At 29.3% G+C, this 26,166-nt stretch carries 22 protein-coding genes; 20 read left to right on the forward strand and 2 right to left on the reverse strand.

Features of this window, described 5'->3' with window-relative positions; all coding sequences use genetic code 11:
* Positions 1 to 86: 86 nt before the first annotated feature.
* The 9 genes from IPM32_11225 to IPM32_11265 all read left to right on the forward strand — a co-directional run bounded on the left by IPM32_11225 (position 87) and on the right by IPM32_11265 (position 11,388).
* Positions 87 to 3,671, forward strand: coding sequence for a vitamin B12-dependent ribonucleotide reductase (locus IPM32_11225; GenBank protein ID MBK8945824.1), 3,585 nt, complete (start codon positions 87 to 89; stop codon positions 3,669 to 3,671).
* Positions 3,672 to 3,738: 67 nt separating this feature from the next.
* On the forward strand, positions 3,739 to 4,440 hold the full coding sequence (locus IPM32_11230) for a YggS family pyridoxal phosphate-dependent enzyme (protein ID MBK8945825.1): 702 nt from the start codon (positions 3,739 to 3,741) through the stop codon (positions 4,438 to 4,440).
* Between the two features lie 37 nt (positions 4,441 to 4,477).
* Positions 4,478 to 5,299 (forward strand): purine-nucleoside phosphorylase, encoded by an 822-nt coding sequence (locus IPM32_11235; protein MBK8945826.1) that lies wholly within the window; start codon positions 4,478 to 4,480, stop codon positions 5,297 to 5,299.
* Positions 5,296 to 5,592 (forward strand): hypothetical protein, encoded by a 297-nt coding sequence (locus IPM32_11240; GenBank protein ID MBK8945827.1) that lies wholly within the window; start codon positions 5,296 to 5,298, stop codon positions 5,590 to 5,592. The genes IPM32_11235 and IPM32_11240 overlap by 4 nt, the downstream gene beginning before the upstream one ends.
* Before the next feature lie 23 nt (positions 5,593 to 5,615).
* Positions 5,616 to 5,825, forward strand: a complete 210-nt coding sequence (locus IPM32_11245; protein MBK8945828.1) for a hypothetical protein — start codon at positions 5,616 to 5,618, stop codon at positions 5,823 to 5,825.
* 45 nt (positions 5,826 to 5,870) lie between these two features.
* Positions 5,871 to 9,047, forward strand: a complete 3,177-nt coding sequence (locus tag IPM32_11250) for an isoleucine--tRNA ligase (GenBank protein MBK8945829.1) — start codon at positions 5,871 to 5,873, stop codon at positions 9,045 to 9,047.
* A gap of 20 nt (positions 9,048 to 9,067) precedes the next feature.
* Complete coding sequence (locus IPM32_11255; protein ID MBK8945830.1) at positions 9,068 to 9,778, forward strand: conjugal transfer protein TraR; 711 nt, start codon at positions 9,068 to 9,070, stop codon at positions 9,776 to 9,778.
* Between the two features lie 19 nt (positions 9,779 to 9,797).
* Positions 9,798 to 10,445, forward strand: a complete 648-nt coding sequence (locus IPM32_11260; protein ID MBK8945831.1) for a signal peptidase II — start codon at positions 9,798 to 9,800, stop codon at positions 10,443 to 10,445.
* Positions 10,402 to 11,388 (forward strand): RluA family pseudouridine synthase, encoded by a 987-nt coding sequence (locus IPM32_11265; GenBank protein ID MBK8945832.1) that lies wholly within the window; start codon positions 10,402 to 10,404, stop codon positions 11,386 to 11,388. Before IPM32_11260 ends, IPM32_11265 begins: the two co-directional genes overlap by 44 nt.
* Before the next feature lies 1 nt (position 11,389).
* Here the strand turns inward: IPM32_11265 and IPM32_11270 are convergent, their stop codons facing one another.
* Positions 11,390 to 12,346 carry a lytic transglycosylase domain-containing protein gene (locus IPM32_11270; protein MBK8945833.1) on the reverse strand — a complete coding sequence of 319 codons (957 nt, stop codon included), beginning with the start codon at positions 12,344 to 12,346 and terminating at the stop codon, positions 11,390 to 11,392.
* Between the two features lie 84 nt (positions 12,347 to 12,430).
* On the reverse strand, positions 12,431 to 13,279 hold the full coding sequence (locus tag IPM32_11275; protein ID MBK8945834.1) for an EamA family transporter: 849 nt from the start codon (positions 13,277 to 13,279) through the stop codon (positions 12,431 to 12,433).
* Positions 13,280 to 13,387: 108 nt separating this feature from the next.
* Here IPM32_11275 and IPM32_11280 point away from each other — a divergent pair, with 108 nt between their 5' ends.
* From IPM32_11280 to IPM32_11330, 11 genes are all read left to right on the forward strand, one after another.
* Complete coding sequence (locus IPM32_11280; protein ID MBK8945835.1) at positions 13,388 to 14,791, forward strand: cysteine--tRNA ligase; 1,404 nt, start codon at positions 13,388 to 13,390, stop codon at positions 14,789 to 14,791.
* Between the two features lie 5 nt (positions 14,792 to 14,796).
* On the forward strand, positions 14,797 to 15,168 hold the full coding sequence (locus IPM32_11285) for a hypothetical protein (GenBank protein MBK8945836.1): 372 nt from the start codon (positions 14,797 to 14,799) through the stop codon (positions 15,166 to 15,168).
* 155 nt (positions 15,169 to 15,323) lie between these two features.
* Entirely contained in the window at positions 15,324 to 16,475 is a 1,152-nt protein-coding gene (locus tag IPM32_11290; protein MBK8945837.1) for a hypothetical protein, read from the forward strand.
* Between the two features lie 52 nt (positions 16,476 to 16,527).
* A complete protein-coding gene (locus IPM32_11295; protein MBK8945838.1) occupies positions 16,528 to 17,973 on the forward strand; it encodes a hypothetical protein in 1,446 nt (481 codons plus the stop codon).
* Positions 17,974 to 18,060: 87 nt separating this feature from the next.
* Positions 18,061 to 19,002: a ribosome small subunit-dependent GTPase A gene (rsgA, locus tag IPM32_11300; protein MBK8945839.1), complete on the forward strand. Its 942-nt coding sequence runs from the start codon at positions 18,061 to 18,063 to the stop codon at positions 19,000 to 19,002.
* Positions 19,003 to 19,068: 66 nt separating this feature from the next.
* A complete protein-coding gene (locus IPM32_11305; protein MBK8945840.1) occupies positions 19,069 to 20,871 on the forward strand; it encodes a tetratricopeptide repeat protein in 1,803 nt (600 codons plus the stop codon).
* Complete coding sequence (locus IPM32_11310; protein MBK8945841.1) at positions 20,868 to 21,650, forward strand: DUF4292 domain-containing protein; 783 nt, start codon at positions 20,868 to 20,870, stop codon at positions 21,648 to 21,650. The genes IPM32_11305 and IPM32_11310 overlap by 4 nt, the downstream gene beginning before the upstream one ends.
* The gene (locus IPM32_11315) at positions 21,644 to 22,849 is read left to right on the forward strand and encodes a peptidoglycan DD-metalloendopeptidase family protein (protein ID MBK8945842.1); all 1,206 of its coding nucleotides are present in this window, start codon (positions 21,644 to 21,646) and stop codon (positions 22,847 to 22,849) included. Before IPM32_11310 ends, IPM32_11315 begins: the two co-directional genes overlap by 7 nt.
* Entirely contained in the window at positions 22,850 to 24,148 is a 1,299-nt protein-coding gene (locus tag IPM32_11320) for a flippase (protein ID MBK8945843.1), read from the forward strand.
* Positions 24,145 to 25,239: a UDP-galactopyranose mutase gene (glf, locus tag IPM32_11325; protein ID MBK8945844.1), complete on the forward strand. Its 1,095-nt coding sequence runs from the start codon at positions 24,145 to 24,147 to the stop codon at positions 25,237 to 25,239. The genes IPM32_11320 and glf overlap by 4 nt, the downstream gene beginning before the upstream one ends.
* Positions 25,236 to 26,132, forward strand: coding sequence for a glycosyltransferase (locus tag IPM32_11330; GenBank protein MBK8945845.1), 897 nt, complete (start codon positions 25,236 to 25,238; stop codon positions 26,130 to 26,132). The genes glf and IPM32_11330 overlap by 4 nt, the downstream gene beginning before the upstream one ends.
* Positions 26,133 to 26,166 lie beyond the last annotated feature (34 nt).

The raw sequence follows: 26,166 nt of genomic DNA on the forward strand, positions 1-26,166 counted from the left end.
TATTCCTACAAATTCATCGGCAAAATTAAAAATACTTTTCAATAACTAATTGACAATCTGTTCATTTTATAAAATTTGAGGCTTTAATGAAAATTAGTCGTTACTATACTGTCGCTAATCAAGATCCTTATTCTACGATAGAATTTGTTAAAAGAACTTCAGAAATCAAAAACCCAAACGGAACCAGTGTTTTCAAAATGGAAGATGTAATGGTTCCAAAATCTTGGTCGCAAGTTGCAACCGATATTATAACTCAAAAATATTTTAGAAAAGCCGGCGTTCCAAAGTTAATAAAAAAATTGAAAGAAAAAGGTGTTCCAAAATGGCTTCAACCATCAGTTGCAGATGATGAGCTATTAAATGAATTGCCGGAAAAAGATAGATTCGGTGGTGAAACTGATTCTCGTCAAGTTTTTAATAGATTAGCTGGAACTTGGACGTATTGGGGTTGGAAGGGAAACTATTTTGATACTGAAGAAGACGCGCAAGCCTTTTATGATGAATTATGTTATATGCTTGCAAATCAAATGGCGGCACCAAATAGTCCGCAGTGGTTTAACACAGGTTTAAATTGGGCTTACGGAATTAACGGTCCGGCACAAGGTCATTATTATGTTGATTATAAAACTGGTGAATTAACTCAAGCTGAAGATGCTTACACACATCCCCAGCCGCATGCGTGTTTTATTCAATCGGTTAAAGATGATTTAGTTAATGAAGATGGAATAATGGATCTTTGGGTTCGTGAAGCAAGATTATTTAAATATGGGTCAGGAACCGGAACAAATTTTTCTAAAATAAGAGGAGCAGATGAACCGTTAAGCGGTGGTGGAAAATCTTCGGGATTGATGTCATTTCTTAAAATTGGTGATAGATCAGCCGGTGCGATAAAATCTGGTGGCACAACACGAAGAGCGGCAAAAATGGTAACTCTTGATATTGATCATCCGGATATTGAAGAATTTATTGATTGGAAACAACACGAAGAACAAAAAGTAGCTGCAATTGTTACTGGATCAAAACTTTGTAATTTACATTTAAATAATATTGTAAAAGCTTGCTATGCGGAACATCCGGAAAATGACAGATTTAATAGAAAAAGTAATAAAAAATTAAACGCAGCAATTATAAATGCAAGAAGATCACAAATTCCGGATAATTATATAGAAAGAGTAATTCAACTTGCAAAATTGGGATTTACTTCAATTGAATTTCCTGAATATAATACTGATTGGAATTCTGAAGCTTACGCAACAGTTTCAGGACAAAATTCAAACAATTCTGTTAGAGTTACAAATGATTTTATGAAAGCTGTAATTGCAGATTCAGATTGGAATTTACACTGGCGAGTTGAATTGAAAAAAGCAGAAAAAGAACAAAGATTGCCTCGAGCATGCAAAACTATAAAAGCACGCGATCTTTGGGCACAAATTGGTTATGCCGCTTGGGCTTCAGCAGATCCGGGACTGCAGTATGATACAACAATAAATGAATGGCATACTTGTATAAATGATGGAAGAATAAATGCATCAAATCCTTGCAGCGAATATATGTTTCTTGATGATACTGCATGTAATCTTGCTTCAATGAATTTAGTTAAATTTTACGATGAAGATAAATCTGTATTTAATATAAAATCTTACCGACATGCGACACGATTATTAACGATGGTTTTGGAAATCAGTGTACTAATGGCACAATATCCAAGTAAATCAGTTGCACAAAATAGTTATGATTACAGAACTTTAGGATTGGGTTATGCAAATTTAGGTTCACTTCTCATGATTCAAGGAATTCCTTATGATAGCAAAGAAGGACAAGCAATTGCTGGAGCATTAACTGCAATTATGCACATGAAAGCATATGCAACATCAGCAGAAATGGCAAAAGAATTAGGACCATTTATTAAGTATGAGAATAATAAAGAAAATATGCAGCGGGTTATAAGAAATCATAAAAGAGCTGCATTTAACGTTCCAGAAGAAGAGTATGAAGGTTTATCAATATACCCAATGGGAATAGATCCAAAATTCTGTCCATCAGATTTGCTCAAAGCTGCACAACAAGATGCAGTAAATGCAGTTGATCTTGGGAAAAAATATGGATTTAGAAATGCACAAGTAACTGTTATTGCTCCAACCGGAACTATTGGTTTGGTAATGGATTGCGATACTACCGGAATTGAACCTGATTATGCTTTAGTGAAATTTAAAAAATTAGCTGGCGGCGGATATTTCAAGATTATTAATCAATCAATCCCTCCGGCATTAAGAAATTTGGGATATAATCAAGAACAAATTAATGAAATTGTGAAATACGCAAAAGGAACTGGCTCATTAGCTGGCTGTCCATATATAAATCCCGAAACATTAAAAGCAAAAGGTTTTACTGAAGAAATTTTGAAAAAAATTGAATCAATGCTTCCATCTGTATTTGAATTAAATTTTGCATTTAACACTCACACAATCGGAATAGATTTTTGCAGAAATGTATTAGGTTTAACTGAAGAACAAATAAATGATTTCAATCTAAATTTACTTGAGCAAATAGGTTTTAAGAAACAAGAAATAGCTTTAGCAAATGATTATGTTTGCGGAACAATGACAACCGAGGGTGCACCTTTCCTAAAGCATGAGCATTATCCGGTTTTTGATACTGCAAACAAATGCGGTAAACGTGGAACAAGATTTATAAAAGCTCATGCTCATATAAATATGATGGCTGCAGCTCAACCATTCATTTCCGGCGCAATTTCAAAAACAATAAATTTACCAAACGAAGCAAAAATTTCTGATATAGAAGATGCATATATGACCTCGTGGAAAATGGGATTGAAAGCTAATGCACTTTATAGAGACGGATCAAAATTATCTCAACCACTGAACTCAACAACAGACGACGCAATTGAAGCAATTGAAGAAGAGGAAGAGAACAATAATGAAATTATTAAAATTGCAGAAAGAATAATTCATAGATATATTGCAAAAAGAAGAAGACTTCCGGATAGAAGAACTGGTTATACGCAAAAGGCAAAAATTGGTGGACAAACAGTTTATATAAGAACCGGAGAATATGAAAATGGTCAACTTGGTGAAATATTTTTGGATATGCATAGAGAAGGCGCTGCAGTAAGAAGTTTGTTGAATAATTTTGCAATTGCAATTTCTCTTGGATTGCAACATGGAGTTCCACTGGAAGAATTTGTTGATGCATTTGTGTTCACAAAGTTTGAGCCAAGCGGCATGGTTACCGGAAATAGAAGAATAAAAATGGCAACTTCAATAATAGATTATATTTTTAGAGAATTAGCTGTAACATATCTTGGAAGAAATGATTTATCACATGTTGAAGAAGACGAATTAACACGCGGTAAAAGTTATGGAAATTTAGTTGAACCAGAATTTATCAGTGAAGAAGTAATAAGTGAAAGAATGATTCATTTGGATCATTCGATTGAAAGAAATTCTCAATCAACAGCAATTTCAAGTAGTGGTAACGGTAACGGAAATGTAATTCATAATCAAGTTGCTCAAATTACAAAAAAGGTTCAGGAGGCACGGATATTAGGTTATACCGGTGATATTTGTCCCGAATGCCAAAGTATGACAATGGTTAGAAATGGCACTTGTCTAAAATGCGAAACTTGTGGGTCAACAACCGGCTGCAGTTAATCCAAATATCCAAAATTGAAAGGGGCGGAAACGCTCCTTTTTAATTTGTAATAATTTCAAAAAAAATATGAATAATATTCAAGAAAATATTGCTTTTATTAATCAAAAAATATTAGAAAAATGTTATGAAATTGGTAGAAATCCGTCAGAAATAACTCTTGTTGCAGTTTCAAAATTACATTCCGTTGAAGAAATTGAAATTGTAAATTCAAAAGGAATTTTAAATTTTGCTGAAAATAAAGCTCAAGAACTTGATGAAAAAAATAAGTTAATAGATAATAAAATAAAATGGCATTTCATTGGTCATCTGCAAACTAATAAAGTGAAAATTGTTGTCCCAATTGCAGAATTTATTCATTCAGTAGATTCAATAAAATTAGCAGAAGAAATTAATAAACGAGCCCAATTTGCAAATAAAATTCAAAGAATTTTATTAGAAGTAAAAACATCTGATGAAGATACAAAATATGGAATTTCTAATTTTGAAGATTTAGAAAAAATTGCAGATTATTGCAAAAAACTTCAAAATATTAAATTGGTTGGATTGATGACAATGGCTCCATACACCGAAAATGAAATACTTATTAGGAAATCATTTAAAAAATTAGCCATTTTTAAAAGCAAATTAATTGATAAAGGAGTTGAAATTCAACACTTATCAATGGGAATGACAAACGATTTTGAAATTGCAATTGAAGAAGGGGCAACAATTTTAAGAATTGGAACTGCAATTTTTGGTGAACGAAATTATTCTCTCAATAAAGTTTAGAATTACTTAAGTTTACAATTCAAAATTTTTGAATAATATGACTGAGCTTTTGCAAAAAATAAATGAAACAATTTCTGAGTTGAGAAAATATAGTTCAAAGGAATATCCTATTGGAATTATATTAGGAACCGGACTTGGCGGATTGGTGAATGATATTATTATTGAACACACAATTGAATATGAAAGAATTCCCCATTTCCCAATTTCAACTGTTGAATCGCATTCTGGTAAATTAATTCTCGGAACAATTAACGGAAAAAATATTGTTGCAATGCAAGGAAGATTTCATTTTTATGAAGGATACAGCATGCAGCAAATTACATATCCGATAAGAGTAATGAAATTTCTTGGAGTGAAAACGTTATTAGTCTCCAATGCTTGCGGAGGAATGAATCCAATTTACAAAAAAGGTGATTTAATGATTATGCATGATCATATAAATCTTCTTGGAGATAATCCTCTAATTGGAAAAAATGAAGATTCTTTAGGACCAAGATTTCCGGATATGAGCGAACCTTACGATAAAAATTTAATAGAACTGACTGAAAAAATTGCATTGGAAAATGGAATAAAAATTCACAAAGGAGTTTATGTTGCAGTTCCTGGACCAAATTTAGAAACAAAAGCAGAATATAGATTTTTACGTGCAACCGGAGCAGATGTTGTTGGAATGTCAACAGTTCCCGAAAATATCGTAGCAAATCATATGGGAATAAAAGTTTTAGGAATTAGTATAATTACGGATGAATGTTTTCCGGATTCGTTAAAACCAGTTGATGTTAATGAAATTATTGAAACTGCAATGAATGCCGAACCAAAAATGACAAAAATATTAAAAGAAGTAATTAAACAAATATGAGTGTTAAAAAATTAAAATATTATTTATCACCTTTACTAATTGCATTACTGATATTTTTATCAAATTTTTTAAATACCCAACTTTTTGGTTCTGAGATTATTAATTTTGTTGTCTGGTTTATTTTATCATTATTTATTTTTGGAGTTGGCTGGTTTACAAATAATACATTAGGCTGGGTTCATGGTGGAAAGATTGTATTTGCAGTAATTGTTGCAATGGCAATTTTAAGCTCTTTACTAATTTCTTTTTTAATGATTATTTTCTTACAGAAAATTTATTATTTGAAAATGTAATTCTTTATTCATTAAGAATAATAATGCTTGGAGTAATGGCATTTTTTGGAATGTCAATTTCAGAAATTTTTACAAAGCAAAAAGAAATTGAAAATCTTAAAAAGCTTGATCACGAAAAAGAAATTTTGGAAGTTAAAAGAAAATCAGAAATGATTGTTAACGAAGCAAATTTAAAAGCAGAAAAAATAATTTTCGAAGCAAACAAAAGAGCATCTGAAATTTTAAACAAATAATTATAAAATTAATGTATGTGTAATTAGAAATTATTTATTCAAGTTATGGAAAAGTACAAACAATATTCAGGTAGTTTAAATTATTCAAAAATTGAAGAAGAGATTTTAGATTTTTGGCAGAAAGAAAATATATTTCAGAAAAGTATTGAACTTAGAGAAGGAAGCAAACCTTTTACATTTTTTGAAGGACCTCCGACTGCTAACGGTAAACCCGGACTTCATCATGTAATGGCAAGAACTTTAAAAGATTTAGTTTGCCGTTATAAAACTTTGCAAGGTTTTAAAGTTAATAGAAAAGCCGGCTGGGATACACACGGACTTCCCGTAGAAATTGAAGTTGAAAAACAATTAGGAATAAAAAGTAAAAGTGAAATTCCGGAATTTGGAGTTGCAAAATATAATGCCGCTTGCAAGGAATCGGTTTTTACTTATAAAGATCTTTGGGAAAAAATGACAAACCGTATGGGATATTGGCTCAGCTTGGAAGATGCTTATATCACTTGCACAAATGAATATATTGAATCAGTTTGGTGGGCGTTAAAAACTTTATTTGATAAAGGATTAATTTTTAAAGATTATAAAATTGTTCCGCAATGTCCGAGATCTGAAACAGTTTTGTCTTCTCACGAACTTGCTCTAGGCTATCGAGATACTAAAGATCCATCAGTTTATGTTTTAATGAAACTTGAAAATTCTGATTTTGCTAAAGACGGAGATACATATTTTTTAGTATGGACAACAACCCCATGGACGCTAATCTCGAATGTGGCATTGGCTGTTGGACCAAATATCGATTATGTGAAAATTAAAACTGAAGGTGTTCACTTAATTTTAGCAAAAGAAAGATTATCCGTAATTCGTGAAGAATATGAAATTATTGAAGAACTAAAAGGTTCGGAACTTGCTGGAATTAGTTACCAACAATTATTTCAATATTTAAAAGTTGATAAAAAAGCATTTTACGTTACAGAAGCAAATTTTGTAAGCACGGAAGACGGTTCCGGAATTGTTCATATTGCCCCGGCTTTTGGTGCAGATGACTATGAATTATCTAAAACTTATAATTTGCCATTTCTTCAGCCGGTAACACGCGGCGGATTATTTACGGAAGAAATTACAGATTATGCCGGAAAATTTGTTAAAGATGCTGATCAAGAAATTATTCAAGCATTAAAATCAAAAGGTCAACTTTATAAAAAGGAAACAATAACTCACTCGTATCCATTCAGTTGGAGATTTGATAATGTTCCCGTAATCTATTACGCTCGCGAATCTTGGTTCATAAAAACAACAGCAATTTCCGATAAAATGGTTGAGTTAAATAAAGAAATAAATTGGTATCCGCCGGAAGTTGGTTCGGGAAGATTTGGTAATTGGCTTGAGGAAAATAAAGATTGGGCTTTATCACGAGATAGATTTTGGGCAACGCCTTTACCAATTTGGGTTACAGAAGTTGGTGAAATGTTTGCTGTTGGAAGTATTGATGAATTAAAAGAAGGATTTGTTGAAAGAAACGGAAATAAAATAAAAGTTTCAGATTTACCAAATGAAGAAATTGATCTACACAAACCTTTTGTTGATGAAATCAAATTTGAGAAAAATGGAAAAATTTATTTTAGAACTCCAGAATTAATTGATGTTTGGTTTGATTCCGGTGCGATGCCATTTGCTCAACATCATTACCCGTTTGAAAATAAAGAGTTATTTGAAAATAATTATCCCGCAGACTTTATTTGTGAAGGAATTGATCAAACTCGCGGATGGTTTTATACTTTACATGCAATTTCAACAATGTTGTTTGAAAAAGTTGCTTTCAAAAATCTTATTGTAAACGAATTAATTTTAGATAAAAACGGAATGAAAATGTCAAAGTCAAAAGGTAATGCTGTTGATCCTTTTGAATTATTTGACAAATACGGAGCTGATGCAACAAGATGGTATTTGGTTACGGGAAGCCCGCCTTGGAGAACTACACTTTTTGATGAAGACGGAATTGTGGAAGTTCAGCGTAAGTTTTTTGGAACGTTAATTAATACTTATTCATTTTTTGCACTTTATGCAAATATTGATAATTTTGATTTTAGTCATGAATTTATTCCGTATGAAGAAAGATCGGAAATTGATAGATGGATAATTGCAAAACTTTCTTCAGTAGTTGAAGATTATCAAAATTACATGGATAATTATGATGTAACAAAAGCCGCAAGATTAGTAAGTGATTTTACTATCGATGAATTATCTAATTGGTATGTAAGAAGAAGCAGACGTAGATTTTGGAAATCGGAAATAAATAAATCAAAAATTTCAGCATACCAAACTTTATATGAATGTTTGATTACTGTTGCAAAATTAACTTCTCCGTTTGCTCCGTTTATTGCGGAAGAAATTTTCCAAAATTTAAATAAAGTTTCAAAATCGGAAATCAGAAAATCTGTTCACTTGGTTGATTTCCCAACCCCGGTTTATAGAAATATCGAACTTGAAGAAAAGATGGAAATTGCTCAAAAAGTTGTATATCTTACACGCGCAATGCGAGCAAAGAATAATTTGAAAGTAAGACAACCATTAAGAAAAATGATGATTGCCGTTGAACCAAAAAGACGTGACGCTGTTAGAAGCATGGGTGATGTAATTCTTGAGGAAGTTAATATTAAAGATTTGGAAGTTTTGGAAGATGATTCCTCGATAGTAAATAAAACAGCTAAAGCTAATTTCAAATCACTAGGTCCCAAGTATGGAAAAATGATGAAATCGTTAGCTCAGCGAATTAAAGATTTTACTAAAGATGAAATAAAGAATCTTGAAAATGAAAAATCTTATACATTTACTTTGGAAGGTAATGAAATAAATCTTACTTTAGATGATGTTGAAATTATCAGCACAGAAATTGAGGGCTGGGTCGTTGAATCGGAAAATGGCGTTACCGTTGCAATTGATAGTGAATTAAATGAAGAATTAATTGGCGAAGGATATGCAAGAGAATTTGTCAATAGAATACAAAATATGAGAAAAAGTGCCGGATTTGAAGTAACAGATAGAATTTCAATAGTTTATTCAACTGATAAAGAATTAAATTCATATATAGAAAATTTTGTGGAATACATAAATAATGAAGTACTCGCAGATAGTTTAATAAACAAGAATGATGGGGGAAATGGTTATAACGAAGAATTGACAATTGGTGAATTTAAATGTAATATAACCATCAATAAGGTAATGTAATATTATTGAGGAGAATTAACATGGCAAAGAAAACAACCGTTAAAACGAAACCATCTTCAGCAAAAGCTGCAAAAAAAACTAAAGATGTTAAAGTAAAAGATACGGCTAAAAAAAATTCGAAAGCAAAAGTTGTTGCTAAGGAAGTTAAAAAATCTGCCGGTAAAACTGATGCAACTAAAAAAAGTGCATCCAAAAAAACTGTGCCGACTAAAGAAACTGTAAAAAAAGTTAGCGCTCCAAGTTTAAAAAAAGGATCAGCTAAAACTCCAACAAAAACAAAAACGGGAAAGAAAATTGAAGTTGTTGTTACTCCGGTAAAACCAAAAGTTCCTAAAAAAATTGTTGGTTATTCTAAAAAAGAATTGGATGAATTTAAAACTGTAATTCTTGATAAAAGAAAAGAAATTATTGAGCAGTTGCAAAATTTAAAAGAACAAATGATGGATGAAACCACTGGACAATATGTAAATGAAAACTCTCCATATTCGTTACATATGGCAGAACAAGGAACCGATGCACAAGAAAGAGAAAAATTATATTTGTGGGCTCAGCGCGAAACAAAATTTTTAGGTTATTTGGAAGATGCACTTCAAAGAATTGATAACGGAACTTACGGAATTTGTATTGATAGTTTGGAATTACCGGAAGGTCCCCACTTAATTCCAAAGAAAAGATTATTAGCAGTACCACATACTCAGCACTGTGTTGATTGTAAAAATAAAAAATCATAAAACTTTTTAGAGAGAATTTTTGAGAGTAATTTTTATTTCATTAATTGTTGTACTTTTAGATCAAATAACAAAATTATTAGTTAAAGGTATTTCAATTCCAAGTTTGGGAATAGATCATCAAGGCATGAGATATGGTGAAAGTATTAATGTAATTGGTGATATTTTTAAATTTACTTTTGTAGAAAATCCCGGGATGGCTTTTGGTATTGAGGTTGATGGTTATGCTAAATTATTACTTTCAATATTTTCGTTAATCGCAAGCATTGGAATAGCAATTTACATATTCAAAGTTAGACGCGAAAAATTGTTATATCGATTTTCACTTGCATTAATTTTGGGCGGTGCAATTGGAAATTTAATTGATAGATTTTTTTACGGCGTAATTTATGAATATGCTCCTTTTTTATATGGTAGAGTTGTTGATTTTCTTCATGTTGATACTTTTGGATTTACAATTTTTGGTAAAACTTATGATAGTTTTCCCATTTTTAATGTTGCTGATTCTGCAGTAACAATTGGAGTTGCAATCATTTTAATTTTCCATAAAAGTATTGAAACAAAGAAAGATTCTCAAAATTCTGAAAATGAAATTAATTCTGATAAACTGGAAACTCAATTAGAGTATGGCAATAGTAACAGAGAAGATAATAAACTTAGTAATAACTGAGGGACAAAGAAAACAAAGGATTGATACTTATTTAGCAAATTGTTTAGAAAATACAACCCGCTCAAGAATTCAAAAACTTATCAAAAATAATTTGATAACCGTAAATGGAAATCTTATAAAATCAAATTATACAATCACTCCCAAAGACGAAATAAAAATCACAATTCCAGTTTCACCAAGACCAGATAAGATCGAACCCGAAGACATTCCTCTAAAAATAATTTATGAAGATGACTATTTAATTATTATTGATAAACCCGCGGGAATGGTGGTTCATCCTTCTTACGGAAATTACACTTCAACAATGGTTCATGCATTACTTCATCACACAAAAAATTTGAGTTCATTTAACGGCGATTATAGAGCTGGAATTGTACACAGAATTGATAAAGACACAACGGGATTATTAGTAATTGCTAAAAGTGAAGAAGTTCATTCTCATTTGGCAAAGCAGTTTGCCGCAAAAACTACGGAAAGAGAATACTGGGCAATTTGCTGGGGAAAGTTTAAAGACTCAACCGGTGAAATTATTGCAAATATTGCAAGAAGTAAAAGTGATAGAAAACTATTTTCTGTTTCTGAATCTGATGGAAAAACTGCTCACACAATTTATACGGTTTTAGAAGAATTTGATTTTTTAAGTTTGATAAAATTGAAATTAATGACCGGAAGAACGCATCAAATACGAGTTCATTTAGCTCATGTAAAACATAATATTTTTGGCGATCACACATACTGTGGAAGAAGAATTAATTATGGTTTCGAACTTCCTAAAATAAGAGCACGTGTAAATAATCTTTTGGAAATAATTGATAGACAAGCACTTCATGCAAAAACTTTGGGATTTATTCATCCGATTTCGAACGAGAAAATGACATTCGTTTCAGAACTGCCGGAAGATTTTAATAATTTATTAATTGAATTAAGAAGTCAGCAACAATAATTTATAAATCTGGAATTATTTTTATTGTTCCTTCCTTTGGGAAACTAATTTTATAATTTTTTTTCTGTTTATTAGTAAGAAAATTTTCTCTCAACCATGGATTATACAATTTCAAAATTTTGTAATTAATTCCGTTAACTTTTGCGAAATCAGCCAAGTTTGAAATTGAGCTATCAACATTTATTTCATATGTTTCAAAAGGTTTGTACAATTCATCATCTTTAATATCAAAGCCATATTCTGTCGGTTTATTCATCATAATTTTTGTTGCAATTACTCTAAAAACATATCTTGAAGTTTCCTCATTCAAAACTAAATTGTAGTAATTATTTGTCTTTTGACGAGAAATTTGTTCATCAATTCCGGTCTTTCCCATATTGTACGAAGCTGCAGCCATTGTCCAACTTCCAAATTTATTATATGCCGACTGCAAATATTTGCATGCCGCTTCGGTTGATTTTTCAACGCTGTATCTTTCATCAACTTCATCATTAATTTCCAAACCAAGTTCTTGTCCGGAACTTTTTATAAATTGCCAAAACCCAACTGCGTTTGATGGTGAAACTAAATTTAGCAAAGTACTTTCGGTAACGCATAAAAATTTAAAATCATCCGGAATATTATTTTTTTTCAAAATTGGTTCAATAATAGGGAACCATCTATTTGCTCTTTTTATTGTAAGAATCATTAATGAATGCCAATAAGTATTTACAATAAATTCTCTATCCAATCTTTCGTAAACTTCAAAATTTTCCAACGGAACTTTTTCGCCGCAGAATTCTAATTCATCCGGAATTTTTGGAGAAACAATTTTATATTCTTTTGGAAATTCTTCTTTTGAAATTATTGAATCTTTCGGGATAAAATTTTGAAAAAGTAAAATTGGAATTGCAATACCAAGAATTATTAGAATTACAGTTTTTAATATTTTAGATTTTTTTATATTATTTTCATTCATATTTCAGTCTCAATAAATTGAAATGCAAGTTTAGTTTTTCATTTTGCAAAAAGCAATTTTCAATTCTTCAATTAGTAGGTTTTATTATCGATTTGCAAATCGGTAATTTAAAATGAAAGCAAAAATTATTAAAATTGAACCAAAACTTAATTGAATAAAATTTGTTTCTTCACCAATTAGAGTAAAAGCAAATAAAACTCCGAGCGGAATTTTTAAATTATTCATAATTGCTAAAATTCCGGTTTCGACTTTTGTAACGCCAATATTCCAAAGAAAAAATCCTATTCCCGATGCGACAATTCCTAAGTAAAGTAATGCTAAAATTTGACTTGAATTAATTTGTAAATTTTTAAAATCTGTGGAAGCTATTGAAAAAATTCCCGTAATTAAAATTGCTCCAAAATATAAAAGTGCAAAAGTTTGATGAGGTTTAATATTAAAATTTTTCTCAATTATTTTTTTATAATAAACTTGTCCAAGTGCAAAACAAAAATTTGAAATTTGAACAAGTAAAATTCCTTTCCAAAATCCGAAAGAAAAATTTTCTTTGTAAACTATTATAAACGATCCGGCAATTGTTAATAAAGCAGTAATCCAATGAAAATAATTAATTTTCTTTTCCCAAATGTCCATGATTAGAACAATAAAAAACGGCGTAAGCAAAGTTAAAATGGCAACTTCGTAAGCTTTCAAAAATTGGAAAGAATATATGTAAGTTAAATACATAATTCCGTATTGAATAATTCCAATAAAAATTAAATGAAAATTAATTTTTGATGAAATATTTTTGATTCGTAAAAATGGAAGAAAAATCAAAAATGAAATTAACAATCTAATAAATGCAACAAAATTTGAATCAAGGGAACTTAAATTTCCCTTAATCAAACTGAATGAAAGCGCCCAAATTATGGAAACAATTATTAAATAGATCATGCGCAAATATAAGTTAAAAATAGTTTATGTTAATTGGTGATTTGAAAAGCGTATAACAATTTTGAAAAGTGAAATTTATTATATTTGTTCTTCAATTATGGAGTTCTAATGTTAATTTATAATACGCTGACAAAAAAGAAAGAAGAATTTATTCCTTTAAATCCGCCAAAAGTTACAATTTATGTTTGTGGTCCAACAATTTATGATTTTTTTCATATCGGAAATGCACGAACTTTTGTTTCTGCAGATATTATTAGAAGATATCTGGAATATAAAAAATATGATGTAAAGTTTGTGATGAACCTTACGGATATTGATGATAAGCTGATTAAAAAATCCAACGAAGAAAATTTACCGGTTGAAAAAATTGCCGAGAAATATGCAGAAGCTTTTTTTGAAGACATTACAAAATTTGGAATTAAGAAAGCAAACATTTATCCCAAGGCAACCGAACACATGCCGGAAATTATTGATTTAATTCAAAAACTTGTTGATAAAAACTTTGCATATAATGTTGATGGAAATGTTTTTTATGATGTAAATAAATTTATTGAATACGGAAAATTAAGTGGAAAAAATTTAGCTGATTTGGAAGCCGGCGCAAGAATTGAAATTAATGAACAAAAGAAAAATCCGTTAGATTTTTCATTGTGGAAAAAAGTTAAACCAAATGAGCCGTATTGGGAAAGTCCTTGGGGAAAAGGAAGACCCGGCTGGCATATAGAATGTTCCGCAATGAGCATGAAACATTTGGGACAAACAATCGATATTCACATTGGCGGAAATGATTTAGTTTTTCCGCATCATGAAAATGAAATTGCGCAAAGTGAAGCTGCTTGCGGAAATGAATTTGTAAAGTATTGGATCCATTGCGGATTTTTAAATATCAACCAAGAAAAAATGTCAAAATCACTTGGTAATTTTTTTACTGCAAGAGAAATTCTTAAAAAATATAATTCTAATGCAATTAGATTCTTTTTCAGTCAAACTCATTTTTCAGGACCTTTAAGTTTTTCGGAAGATTTAATTGAAGGTGCAGAAAAAGGTTTGGAAAAAATTCTAAATCTTGCGCAAAAAATTGAAAATTCAAAACCATCAATTGAGTTGGATTTAAATCCTTTTGAAATTGACAGATATTTGTTTGCGTTTGAAAGTGCGATGGATGATAATTTTAATACATCGCAAGCGCTTGCCGCAATTTATGACTTTGTTAGAGATTTCAATAAATTTTTAACCAAGAATGAAAAAATTTCTAAAGAAGTTTTAGCAAACGCAAAAGATTTTCTAAAATCAACTTTAACAGATGTTTTGGGAATTGAAATATTTACTGAAAATTCTGCAAGAAATTCCAAAGAAGATGAATTGATAAAATTATTTATTGAGTTTAGAACTAAAGCCAAACTTGATAAAAATTATAAACTCGCAGATGAAATTAGAGATAAGTTGAAAGATTTGGGAATAATTTTGGAAGACAGCAAAGAGGGAACTTCCTATAAAATTCTAAGTAAATAAAATTTGTGAAAAATATTTTGATAATTTCTGCAATTGTAATTTTTGCAATTTTTCTTTCTCTTTTAATTTGGAATTATTTTTTCTCTATCTACGAAGTTAAATTTTCCACAAGTTTTCAAAATTCAATACTTAAAACTGATTCTGAAAATTTTATTGAATTTTACGGAATAAATTCATTCGGACAAAATCTTAGTTTTAGAAACTTGGAAATGACATTTGAAATTCTTGAAGGTAAAGAATTAGTGAATGAAATTAAAAAAAAATCTAACAAAGTTTTTATTTCAACAAATCAAATTGAAGGAAAAGTTGTTCTAAAAGTGAATTCAAAATTTTCACTTAATCCGACAATTATTTCAATTAATATTAAAAATTTATAGTAATCGTAAAGAAAAATTTGTCTATTAAATTATACATTGAGTTTACTAATTTGTACAAAATCTTTGAAAATTGATTAAAAAAAGGAAGAAATACATACTTTTTTTGGCTCAAAATTTGAGTTTATAGTTTTGATTTAATACAACGAGGTAAAAAAATGAAAACATATATTTATTTAGCAATCTTCGTTTTTACTTTATCTTTAACCGGATGTTACACAGAAATCGGTTATGATTATGAGCGTGAAGCATATTGGGATAAAGTGGAAAAAAAACAACCGGTTCAATATGAAGAAGATGATACAACACAATATGTTGATGAAGAATTTTCAGATTCAACTGATTATTACTCAGATGAAAATTATGATGGAGAAAATTATAATAACGAAGAATATTATGATGATTCTAGTTATGATTCAAGACCTTACAGATTTTACGATTATTACTATCCCGGTGTAAGCTATAGATTTTATACAAGATATTATGATCCTTGGTGGGATGGATGGTGGTCATGGAGATATTATACATATGATCCATTCTATTTTTCATATTATCCGATTTATAGAAATTATTACTACGGATGGTACGGCGGTGGTTATTATGATTATTATTATCATTATCCGGTAACACATTATTTCAGTAAAACAAAACATAGAACAAATTATGATTCAAGGTTGAGAGATAATAACGGCGGTAGAAATTATATTTCTGATAGAGCAACCAGAAGTTCAGGAACTGCCAACAGAACAACAAGTCTATCAAAAAGTAGAGAAAATATTTCCATAAATAAGGAAAGATCAACAAGAAATTCTTCTGATATAAATATTTCGCGTGAAAGAACGTCTAAATCTTTTGATTCAAAGATTGATTCTAGAAAAATTTCTAGATCTGATAGAAATACAACAAATGATCAAAGTGTAAATAAAAGATCAAGTTCTAAAAATTATGAGAGCAAAAATTCCACAAATGTGGAAAGAGAAAATTCCGTTAGATCAAATTCAGGTGATAGAAGTTCATACAGAACTCAGAAAAGTTATAAAACAAAAAATAGTACAATGAGCAAACCGAATGTTAGGTCATATGATAACAGATCAAGTTCTAATAAAAGCAGCGGCTCAAAAAGTTATTCATCACCTTCAAGATCAAGTAATTCCGGAAGTTCAAGTTATTCAACTCCATCAAGAAGCAGTGGATCAAGTTCCGGCAGCTATTCATCTGGAAGTAGATCAAGCTCTGGAAGTAGTTCATCAAGCGGAACTTCATCAAGAAGCAGTGGAAGTTCAAGTGGCGGAAGCGGAAGAAGAAGATAAATATAGTTTGAATTTCTGTTTAGAATAATGAATTTTTTTGGAGAATATTGTAATGAGAATTAAAAAATATATTTTTATCGGAATTTTGTTGCTCAATTTCTCGAATTTTATTTTTGCACAAAATTATAACGATGCTTATAGATTGAGCGAGCAAACAATTGATTTTGATGCAAAAACTCTTGCTTTTGGAAACAGTTCAATTGCATCATTCGGAAATTTTTCAAGTGCACTTATAAATCCAGCCGGACTTGCAACTATTAAAAAAAGTCTTTTAAATTTTGGAATTAATACAAATTCATTTAAGAATAATGGAGTAATGTTTAATTCTTCAATTGGATCAGAAAAAAGTAACAACAACACAAATCAATTTGGATTAGTATTTCCTCTTCCAACAAAAAAAGGAAGTGCGGTAATTGCTTTTGGATACAACCAAGCTAATGATTATAACGCATTTGTAAAATTTGATGGATTTAATTCCGGCACAAATTCAATGATTCAAGAATTAACAAATGATAATGATGATTTGGCTTATGAATTATATTTAAGTTATCCTACTTATAAACCTAATGGTGATTATGATGGTGATGAAACAAATATTAATGGAAGACTTAATCAAAGCGGTTCAATAGATGAACAAGGAAGTTTAAACAGTTGGGTTATGTCTGGTGCATTTGAAATTTCTAAAAATGTATTTATCGGCGGTACATTAAATTTACTTTCCGGAAATTATAAACGAAACAGATCTTATTGGGAAGACGATGTAAATAATTTTTACAACGGATATTTAGATCCGCAAGATTCAAGTACTTTTGATTTTCAATCATTTTATTTAAATGATATTGTTGATTGGGAAATTAGCGGATATGATTTTCGATTAGGATTACTTTATAAAATGAACGAAATGTTAAATTTTGGTGCAACTATTAAATTCCCAACAAATTATACAATTTCGGAAGTTTATTCGGTTTACGGCGAATCAGAATTTGCTGATGCGGGATATTATGTTGAATATCCCGGTAATGAATATGAATATGGAATTTCCTCTCCAATGGAAATTAGCGGAGGAGTTTCGGCTTCCTTACCTTTTGTAAATCTGAATGCCGGATTGAAATTTATCGATTATTCACAATTGGAATTTACAGACGGTTTTGATGATAATGATCTAGATGATAAAAATGCTGAAATAATTGAATATTTAGAAAATGTTGTGAACTATAATTTCGGTGCAGAAATCACTTTACCATATCCGGCAATGAAATTAAGAGGTGGATTTATTTATCATCCCTCACCATTTATTGGAGATGTTTCAGATTATGATAAAAAATATTTTACAGCCGGTATTGGGTTACCTCTTTCTAAAAACTTAATTATTGATTTTGCATATTTGCACGGATGGTGGAATAATTTCGGAGATAACTACGGAACTAATCTTTCAAGATTTAATCAAGAAATTACACTCAATAAATTTGGAATAACAATAAATTATATATTTATGTAAAATAATTTCTCTTTGATTTGTAAACAAAAGCACCTTATTTTCTTGGGTGCTTTTTTTATTAATAGGAGAATTTTTATAAAAGGAAGAATTGTTAAAATAGAAAGTAAAGATTACTATGTACAAATTTCTGATAACGAATTTTTAAGATGTTCTTTACGCGGAAAATTTAAAAAGGAATTTAATTTAAAAAAAGATAAACTTCTAACACTTGATTTTGCCTCACTTGGTGATTGGGTTGAAGCAAGTAAAATTTCTGATGGAATTGGAGTAATTGAATCAATTTATGAAAGAAAAAATTATTTATCGCGTAAAGCCGGAAAACTAAGAGGATCATTAAAAAGAGGAAAAAGATTAGAGCAAATAATAGCTTCAAATATTGATCAACTTTACATTGTTTCAAGCATAACTTTTCCGGATTTTAATAATAGATTTATTGATAGAGTAATTGTTGCCGCAGAAAGTGCAAATATTGATTTTACGATAATTATTAATAAAATAGATTTAGATATTAATAATTTCTCTAAACACTGGGAACAATTTTATAAATCAATTGGTTATAGCGTTTTAAGAGTAAGTGCAAAAAACGGTGAATCAATTCAGGAATTAAAAGAAAATCTATTAGGAAAAGTTAATTTATTTTGGGGACAATCCGGAGTTGGAAAATCTTCAATATTAAATTCTATGTTTCCGCATTTGGATTTTCGTGTTGGTGAAGTTAGCAATTATTCACAAAAGGGAATTCATACAACCGTAACCGGCGAATTCAAAAAAGTTTCTGAAAATACTTTTATTGTTGATACTCCGGGAATTAGAGAAATAGATCCGTATGGAATAAAGAAAGAAGATTTATCACATTACTTTTTGGAGTTTAAACCTTTTTTGCATAACTGTAAATTTAGCACTTGTAATCATGATCATGAACCGGATTGTGCAATAATTGAAGCTGTTGAGAAAGATTTGATTTCTTTGGAAAGGTATCAGAGTTATTTAAACATTCTCAACACAATAGAAGATGATATGTTTTATTAAGCAAGTTTACATTTCATTTAATAATTTTACACGTATTAATTTTTATAATAATTAGGCAAAATTTAATTGATAAAATACATTTATTTTTTACTGGTAATTTTCATCCTTTCTTGTTCATCCCACGTTGAAAAGGAAGAACTTAAAAAAGAAATTGTTCAAAACAAAACTTCTAATGCTGATAAAGAAACTGCTGCACAATTATTTATTGATGCCTCAATGATGGATATTGAAGGGAAATATGCAGAAGCAATTTTGGATTATCAAGAAGCATTAAGATTAGACCCAAGTGCTGGGATTTATTATGCTCTTGGAAAAGATTTTTTGCGTTTGAGTAAAATTCCTCAAGCGTTACTAAATACAAAAAAAGCTGTTGAGTTAGAGTCACAAAATGTTGAATATCTAACTTTGCTTGGAACTATTTATTCATTTAGCAGAAATATAGATTCCGCAAAAGCTGTTTTCGAAAAAATTGTTGTTTTAGATCCTCAAGATGTAAATGCAAGATTTAATTTAGCTCAACTTAATGAAGCAAACCAGCCACTAAAATCCTTGGAACTTTATAAAGAAATTTTAGCAATTACTGGTCCGGAATGGAATGTTTTATTAAAAATTGCTGAACTTAATGATAGACTTGGTCAAACTGATCAAACTGTAAAAACTGTTGAAGAACTTTTGGAACTTAATCCTTCAAGTTTAGAATTGCAGAAAATGCTTGCTGAATCATACATCAAAACAAATCAATATGAAAAAGCATTAAGTACAGTTAATAATTCTCTGGAAATATTTCCTGATGATATAAATCTAATTGAACTTAAAGGAAATGCATATGTAAAAATGAAAGAATGGGATAAAGGTTCGGAAGAGTATAAAAAGATTTTAACTAAACCAAATATTCCGTTCGAAATTAAAATGAGAATTGGAGCAGCATTTTATGCTGAAAGTTTAAATGATTCTTCACTTTTACCAATTGCGTTTAATGTTCTTGAACAAATTGATAAAGATACAGCCGATTGGCAAATTAATGCTTTTATGGGAGAAATTTGCAATAAGCAAAAAAATGATTCTTTGTCTCAAAAATTTTTTAGAAAAGCAATTGAACTAGCTCCATTAAACAGTGATTTAAGAATTAGGTTTGGACAAATTTTATTTGAAAATGGTGAATACTCAATAGCCGCAAGCGAAATGGAAGATGCTGTTAAAAAGTTTCCAAATGATTTTGTAATTAATTTTATTCTCGGATTATCTTTAGCACAAAGTTCGGATCATACCGGCGCAATTCCATATTTAAAGAAAGCTGTGGAAATAAATCCTAATGATTTGAATTCTACAATGTCATATAGTTTTTCTTTACATCAAGCAAAACAAAGTGATGAAGCGTTGAAATATTTGGAAAGAGCTTTGCGAATTGATTCAAAAAATATTCAAGCGCTAAGCTTAATGGGAATGATTTATGAAAATAGAGATATGTTTCAAAAAAGTGATAGTATTTATGACAAAACTATTTCTATAGATTCTACCGATATTTTAACTTTAAACAATTTTGCATATTCACTTGCAGAGCGTGGAGTTCAATTAGAAAAAGCATTGAAAATGGTAAAAGTTGCAGTTGAAAAAGATCCGGAAAATTCATCATATCTTGATACAATTGGGTGGGTTTATTTTAAGATGAATAAATTTGAAGATGCCAAATATTATATTGAAAAAGCAATTGAATTTGATAATAAAAATGCAACTTTACTTGATCATTTGGGAGATGTATATTACAAACTTGAAAATAAGGAAAAAGCAAAAGTACTTTGGCAAGATGCGCTTAAATTAGATCCCAAAATAGAAAACGTTGAACAAAAAATTTTACAAGGATTGGAGTGACAAACAAGAAAAATTTTATCCTTTACATTTTGCTTATTGTTTCAATTATTAGTTGTGTCCCAAGTAAACCAACTTATGAAGAAGAAATTTTAACAGCAGATAGATTAATAAAAAAGTTAGAAGCGAACAGAAGAAAAATTAAAACGTTTCAAGGTTACGGAATTATTAATGTTGAATCTGAAGAACTTGAAGCAAAAGCAACTTTTGAAGTTTATCTTAAAAAACCCGATTCGCTGAAATTTATAATTTACGGTCCGTTTGGGATTGATCTTGCGCAAGCATTAATAACTTCATCTGAATTTGAATTTTATGACGAGATGAAAAATGTTTTGTACAGAGGTAGAAATGATAATACAATTCTTAATAAAATTTTTCATATTGATTTGAGCTTTAGTGAATTATTTGATGCTTTTGCCGGAGCTGTTAATCTAACAGATAAATTAAGAATTGAACCTGATATTTATAAACTTACGGATGAAGAATATCATTTAACTTACTTGGATACTTTAAATAACAAGCAAAGTTTGTATCAAATACAAATTGGGAATCTCGCAATAAATAATTTTAAACTTTTTAAGAATAAGAAAACATTATTGTTTGATGGTGAATACAAAGATTTTGAAATATTTGATAATGTTGCAATTCCATCAACAGTAATAATTCAGAATAAAGTTAATAACCAAAAAGTTACAATTGATTACCGAAATATTTCCGTAAATGAAGATTTAGGTAATCTTCAACTTGAATTACCAAAAAATGTTAGCGTAAAAATATGGTAAAAAAAGTTCTCCTAATATTTTTATTAATTCCGTTACTCATATTTAGTCAAGATGAAAATAAAATTGGTGACAAAAGTAGTGAGTTGAAAAACATACAAAACCAAATCCAATCTCTTGAAGGTGAACTTTCCGAATTAGCAAAAAAAGAAAAAAATAATCTTTCAGTTTTAAAAAAGTTAGATCAGCAGAATTTACTTTTGAATAAAAGTATAAAAAAACTTGAGAAGGAAGAAAAGCAAAAAGAGCAAAATATTTCTGAACTAAATTATCAGATTCAAAAACACAAATCACGAATTAAAGCATTGCAGAAAGAATATGGTAGTTATTTAGTTTGGATTTATAAACAAGGTGATAATTCTACACTGAAATATTTATTCAATTCAGATTCGTTCAATCAACTTTTAATTCGCTATAAATATTTGGATTACGTTCATAAGGAAAGTGAAAAAAATGTAAATGAATTGCGTGATAATCAGATAAAATTGAATGAAGCGAAAAATTTAGTTGAAACAGAACTTTCTGAAAAAGTAAAATTGAAAAATCAGAAATCATCTGAACAAAATGTTTTAAACAAAAAAAGAGAAGATAAAAAAGTTTTATTAGCTTCGTTAAAAAAAGATAAAAAAAATGTAAATGTTGAAATTGAAGAAAAAAGAAAAATTGAGATCAAAATAAAAAAAATGATTGCAGATTTAATTGAAAAGGAAAGAGAAAAGGAAAGACAATTACGTACTGCAAAATTGAAGGGTGAAATTAAAGATTATGATTTTGATTTCAATTACAGCAGTTTCCAAAATTTTGCACAACTAAAAGGTGTTTTAAGCTGGCCGATTAAATCTCCAAAAGTTGGAAGAAATTTTGGTGAAAACAAAAATGATAAAACAAAAACCGTAACATTAAATTACGGAATTGATATTATTGCAAAAGACGATAGTGAAGTATATGCCGTTGCAGAAGGTGTTGTAAGCGCAATTGAATGGATTCCGGGTTATGGAAGTGTTTTAATAATTACACACAGAGATAACTACAGAACAGTTTACGGTCATATTACAGATATAAGCGTTTTGGAAGGAAATAAAGTTAAAGCCGGCGATTATATTGGAAAAGTAAATGAAAGTCTTGAAGGAAATATTCTGCATTTTGAAATTTGGAATGAAAGAAATTATCAAAATCCGCAAGAATGGCTTGTGAAAAAATAGATGAATATTAATGATTTTATCAAAATATTTATTCAAAAAAATAAAACTTTATTAAGAAATTTTTCTTCCTTAACGGCTCTTCAAATTTCGCAATATATTTTCCCGATTATTACATTTCCTTATTTAGTTAGAGTTTTAGGTCCCGAAGGTTACGGACTTGTATCATTTGCAAATGCATTTATAGGATACTTTACTGTAATTACAGATTATGGTTTTCATCTTTCAGCAACTAAAGATATTTCTATAATAAGAAAAAGTAATCCAGAAAAACTTGAGGAAATTTTTAATTCGGTTCTTGGTGTAAAACTTTTGCTTTTTCTTCTAAGCATTTTGATGATTATTCCGATTCTATTATTTATCCCAAAATTTAATTTCCATGCAATGATTTATTTTGTGTCGTTTCTTGCTGTATTTGGAACAACAATTTTTCCCATTTGGTTTTATCAAGGAATTGAAGAAATGGGATACATTACAAATATCAGCATTGCAGTTAAAGTACTTTGGGTAATATCAATTTTTCTATTTGTGAATTCAAAGGATGATATTATAATTCTTGTAACATTGAATGCAATCAGTTCAATAGTAACTGGAATTATTGGTTTATGGATTGCAAAAATAAAATTTAATTTAAAATTTAAAATCCCTTCAATTGAGCAAATTAAATATCAGCTTACGGATAGCTGGCATTATTTTATTTCTAATGTATCAATAAGTTTATATACAATTTCAAATATTTTTATACTTGGAATTTTTACAAACGATACAATTGTAGGATATTTTTCTGCTGCGGATAAAATTAGATATGCGGTGCAAAATGTTACATCAACAGCAGGAAGAACAATTTTTCCACATTTATCATCAGAATTTCTTAGATCATTAGAAGCCGGATTTAGTTTTATTCGAAAGTATATTTTTTCCATGGGAACTATCGTTTTAGTTTTAAGCATTTTACTATTTGTTTTTTCGGAACAAATTGTAATTTTAGTTTTGGGCATTGAATATCTAAAATCAGTAATAGTACTTAAGGTTTTATCATTTTTACCATTTATAATTTTTGCAAGTAACGTTGCCGGAATTCAAACAATGATTCACCTTGGCTACAAAAAAGAATTTGCAAACATTATAATTGTTGCGGGAGTTTTTAATATCATTTTATCATTTATAATTGTTCCAATTTATTTTGAATTTGGAAGCGCCGTAGCAGTTGTAATTACCGAATTAGTTGTAACTACAAAAATGTTAAGTTTTCTAAAACGAAAAAATATTAATGTTTTTAAGAAAGCAACTTCTGAGTTATGAAATATGATTATTTAATTGTAGGAGCTGGATTTGCCGGAAGTGTTTTTGCAGAAAGAATTGCAAGTCAATTAAATAAAAAAGTTTTAATTGTAGAAAAAAGAAATCACATTGGCGGAAATGCTTATGATGAATTTGATGAACATGGCATTTTAGTCCATAAATACGGTCCGCATATTTTCCACACAAATAGTAAAAAAGTTTTTGATTACCTTTCTCAATTTACGGAATGGAGATTTTACGAACACAGAGTTTTAGCAAAATTAAATGATGAACTTTATCCAATTCCGATAAACAGAACGACAATAAATAAATTATATAATAAAAAATTTACGACTGATGAAGAAGTTGCAGAGTTTTATAATTCGGTTAAAGAAAAAAGATATCCAATAAAAAATTCAGAGGATATAATTGTCAATCAAGTAGGTATTGATTTATACGAAAAGTTCTTTAAATTTTACACAAAGAAACAATGGAATTTGGATCCGGCGGAATTATCACCAACAGTTTGCGGAAGAATTCCGGTAAGAACAAATGATGATGATAGATATTTTACAGACAAATATCAATTTATGCCCAAAGATGGATATACTAAAATGTTTGAAAAAATGTTAGATAATAAGAATATTGAGATTTTACTAAATACAGATTATAAGAAAATTGTAAATGAAATTGATTTTATTAAAATGATATACACCGGACCAATAGATTATTTTTTTGATTATAAATTTGGGAAATTACCGTATCGTTCCATTAAATTTGAGTGGGAGAATTTTAATAAGGAAAAGTTTCAAGATGCTGCAGTTGTAAATCATGTTGATAAAAGCGAGGATTTTACAAGAGTTAGTGAATATAAATATTTAACTGGACAAGAAAAATCTACTACAACAATTAGTAAAGAATTTGCTCAAGTAAATGGAGAACCTTATTATCCAATTCCCACAAATCAAAATGAAGAATTATATAAAAAATATAAAACTGAAGCAGAAAAAATTGAAAATGTATTTTTCTGTGGAAGATTAGCTGAGTATAAATATTATAATATGGATCAGGTGGTTGCCAACTGTTTTTTGGAATACGAGAAAATTGTATGAATGAAACTATAGCGGCTGTTGTTGTAACACATAACCGAATAAAACTTCTTCAAGAATGCATTGAAGCTTTAAGAAATCAAACCAGAAAATTAGATGAAATAATTGTCGTAAATAATGATAGCCAGGATGGCACAAAAGAATGGTTGGATGAACTAAGAGATTTAACAAAAATTCATCAAGAAAATTTAGGCGGTGCAGGAGGTTTTCATAATGGAATGAAACTAGCTTATGAAAAAGGTTATGACTGGATTTGGACTATGGATGATGATTGCTTGCCGGAATTAAATGCTCTTGAAAATTTATTAACAACTGAATTTAAAACTAATGTTATTCTTAATTCAGTTGTTATTGCGAAAACAAATCCTCAACAACTCAATTTTGGTTTGGAAGATTATAAAAATAAAAAATTCTTCAAGACTATTTCAGAAATAAAAGACACAAATATTATTTATGGTGCTAATTTTTTTAATGGTACTTTAATTCATAAAGATGTAATCATAAAAATTGGTTTTCCAAATAGTCTATTTTTTATCTATGGAGATGAATATGAATATTACCTTCGAATTAAAAATTCAAATATTCCAATTTTAACTATTTTATCGTCGTGTGTTAGACATACTGCACAAGTGCATAGATATATCGGGAGAGGAAAATTTTTTTTTAGGTTAAACGAATTTAATAAATTGAGTGTAAAATATGTGCCAAGAAATCTTTTTGTTATTTGTCAATTATTTAAAGAGTACACTTTTAGAAGATTAATAAAAACCTATATATTTGATTTATTAGGCATTATTTTAATTCAAAAAAGAATTTATCTTGCAATTTACTACATTATTTCAATTTTCAATGGAATTTTTCTTTTAAAAAAAATTAAACAAACTGAAAAAGTCTAGGAGAGAAAAGTGATAAATTTTATTTCAAAAATAT

It is taken from the genome of Ignavibacteriota bacterium (assembly GCA_016716225.1).
In the GTDB taxonomy this organism is placed as follows: domain Bacteria; phylum Bacteroidota; class Ignavibacteria; order Ignavibacteriales; family Melioribacteraceae.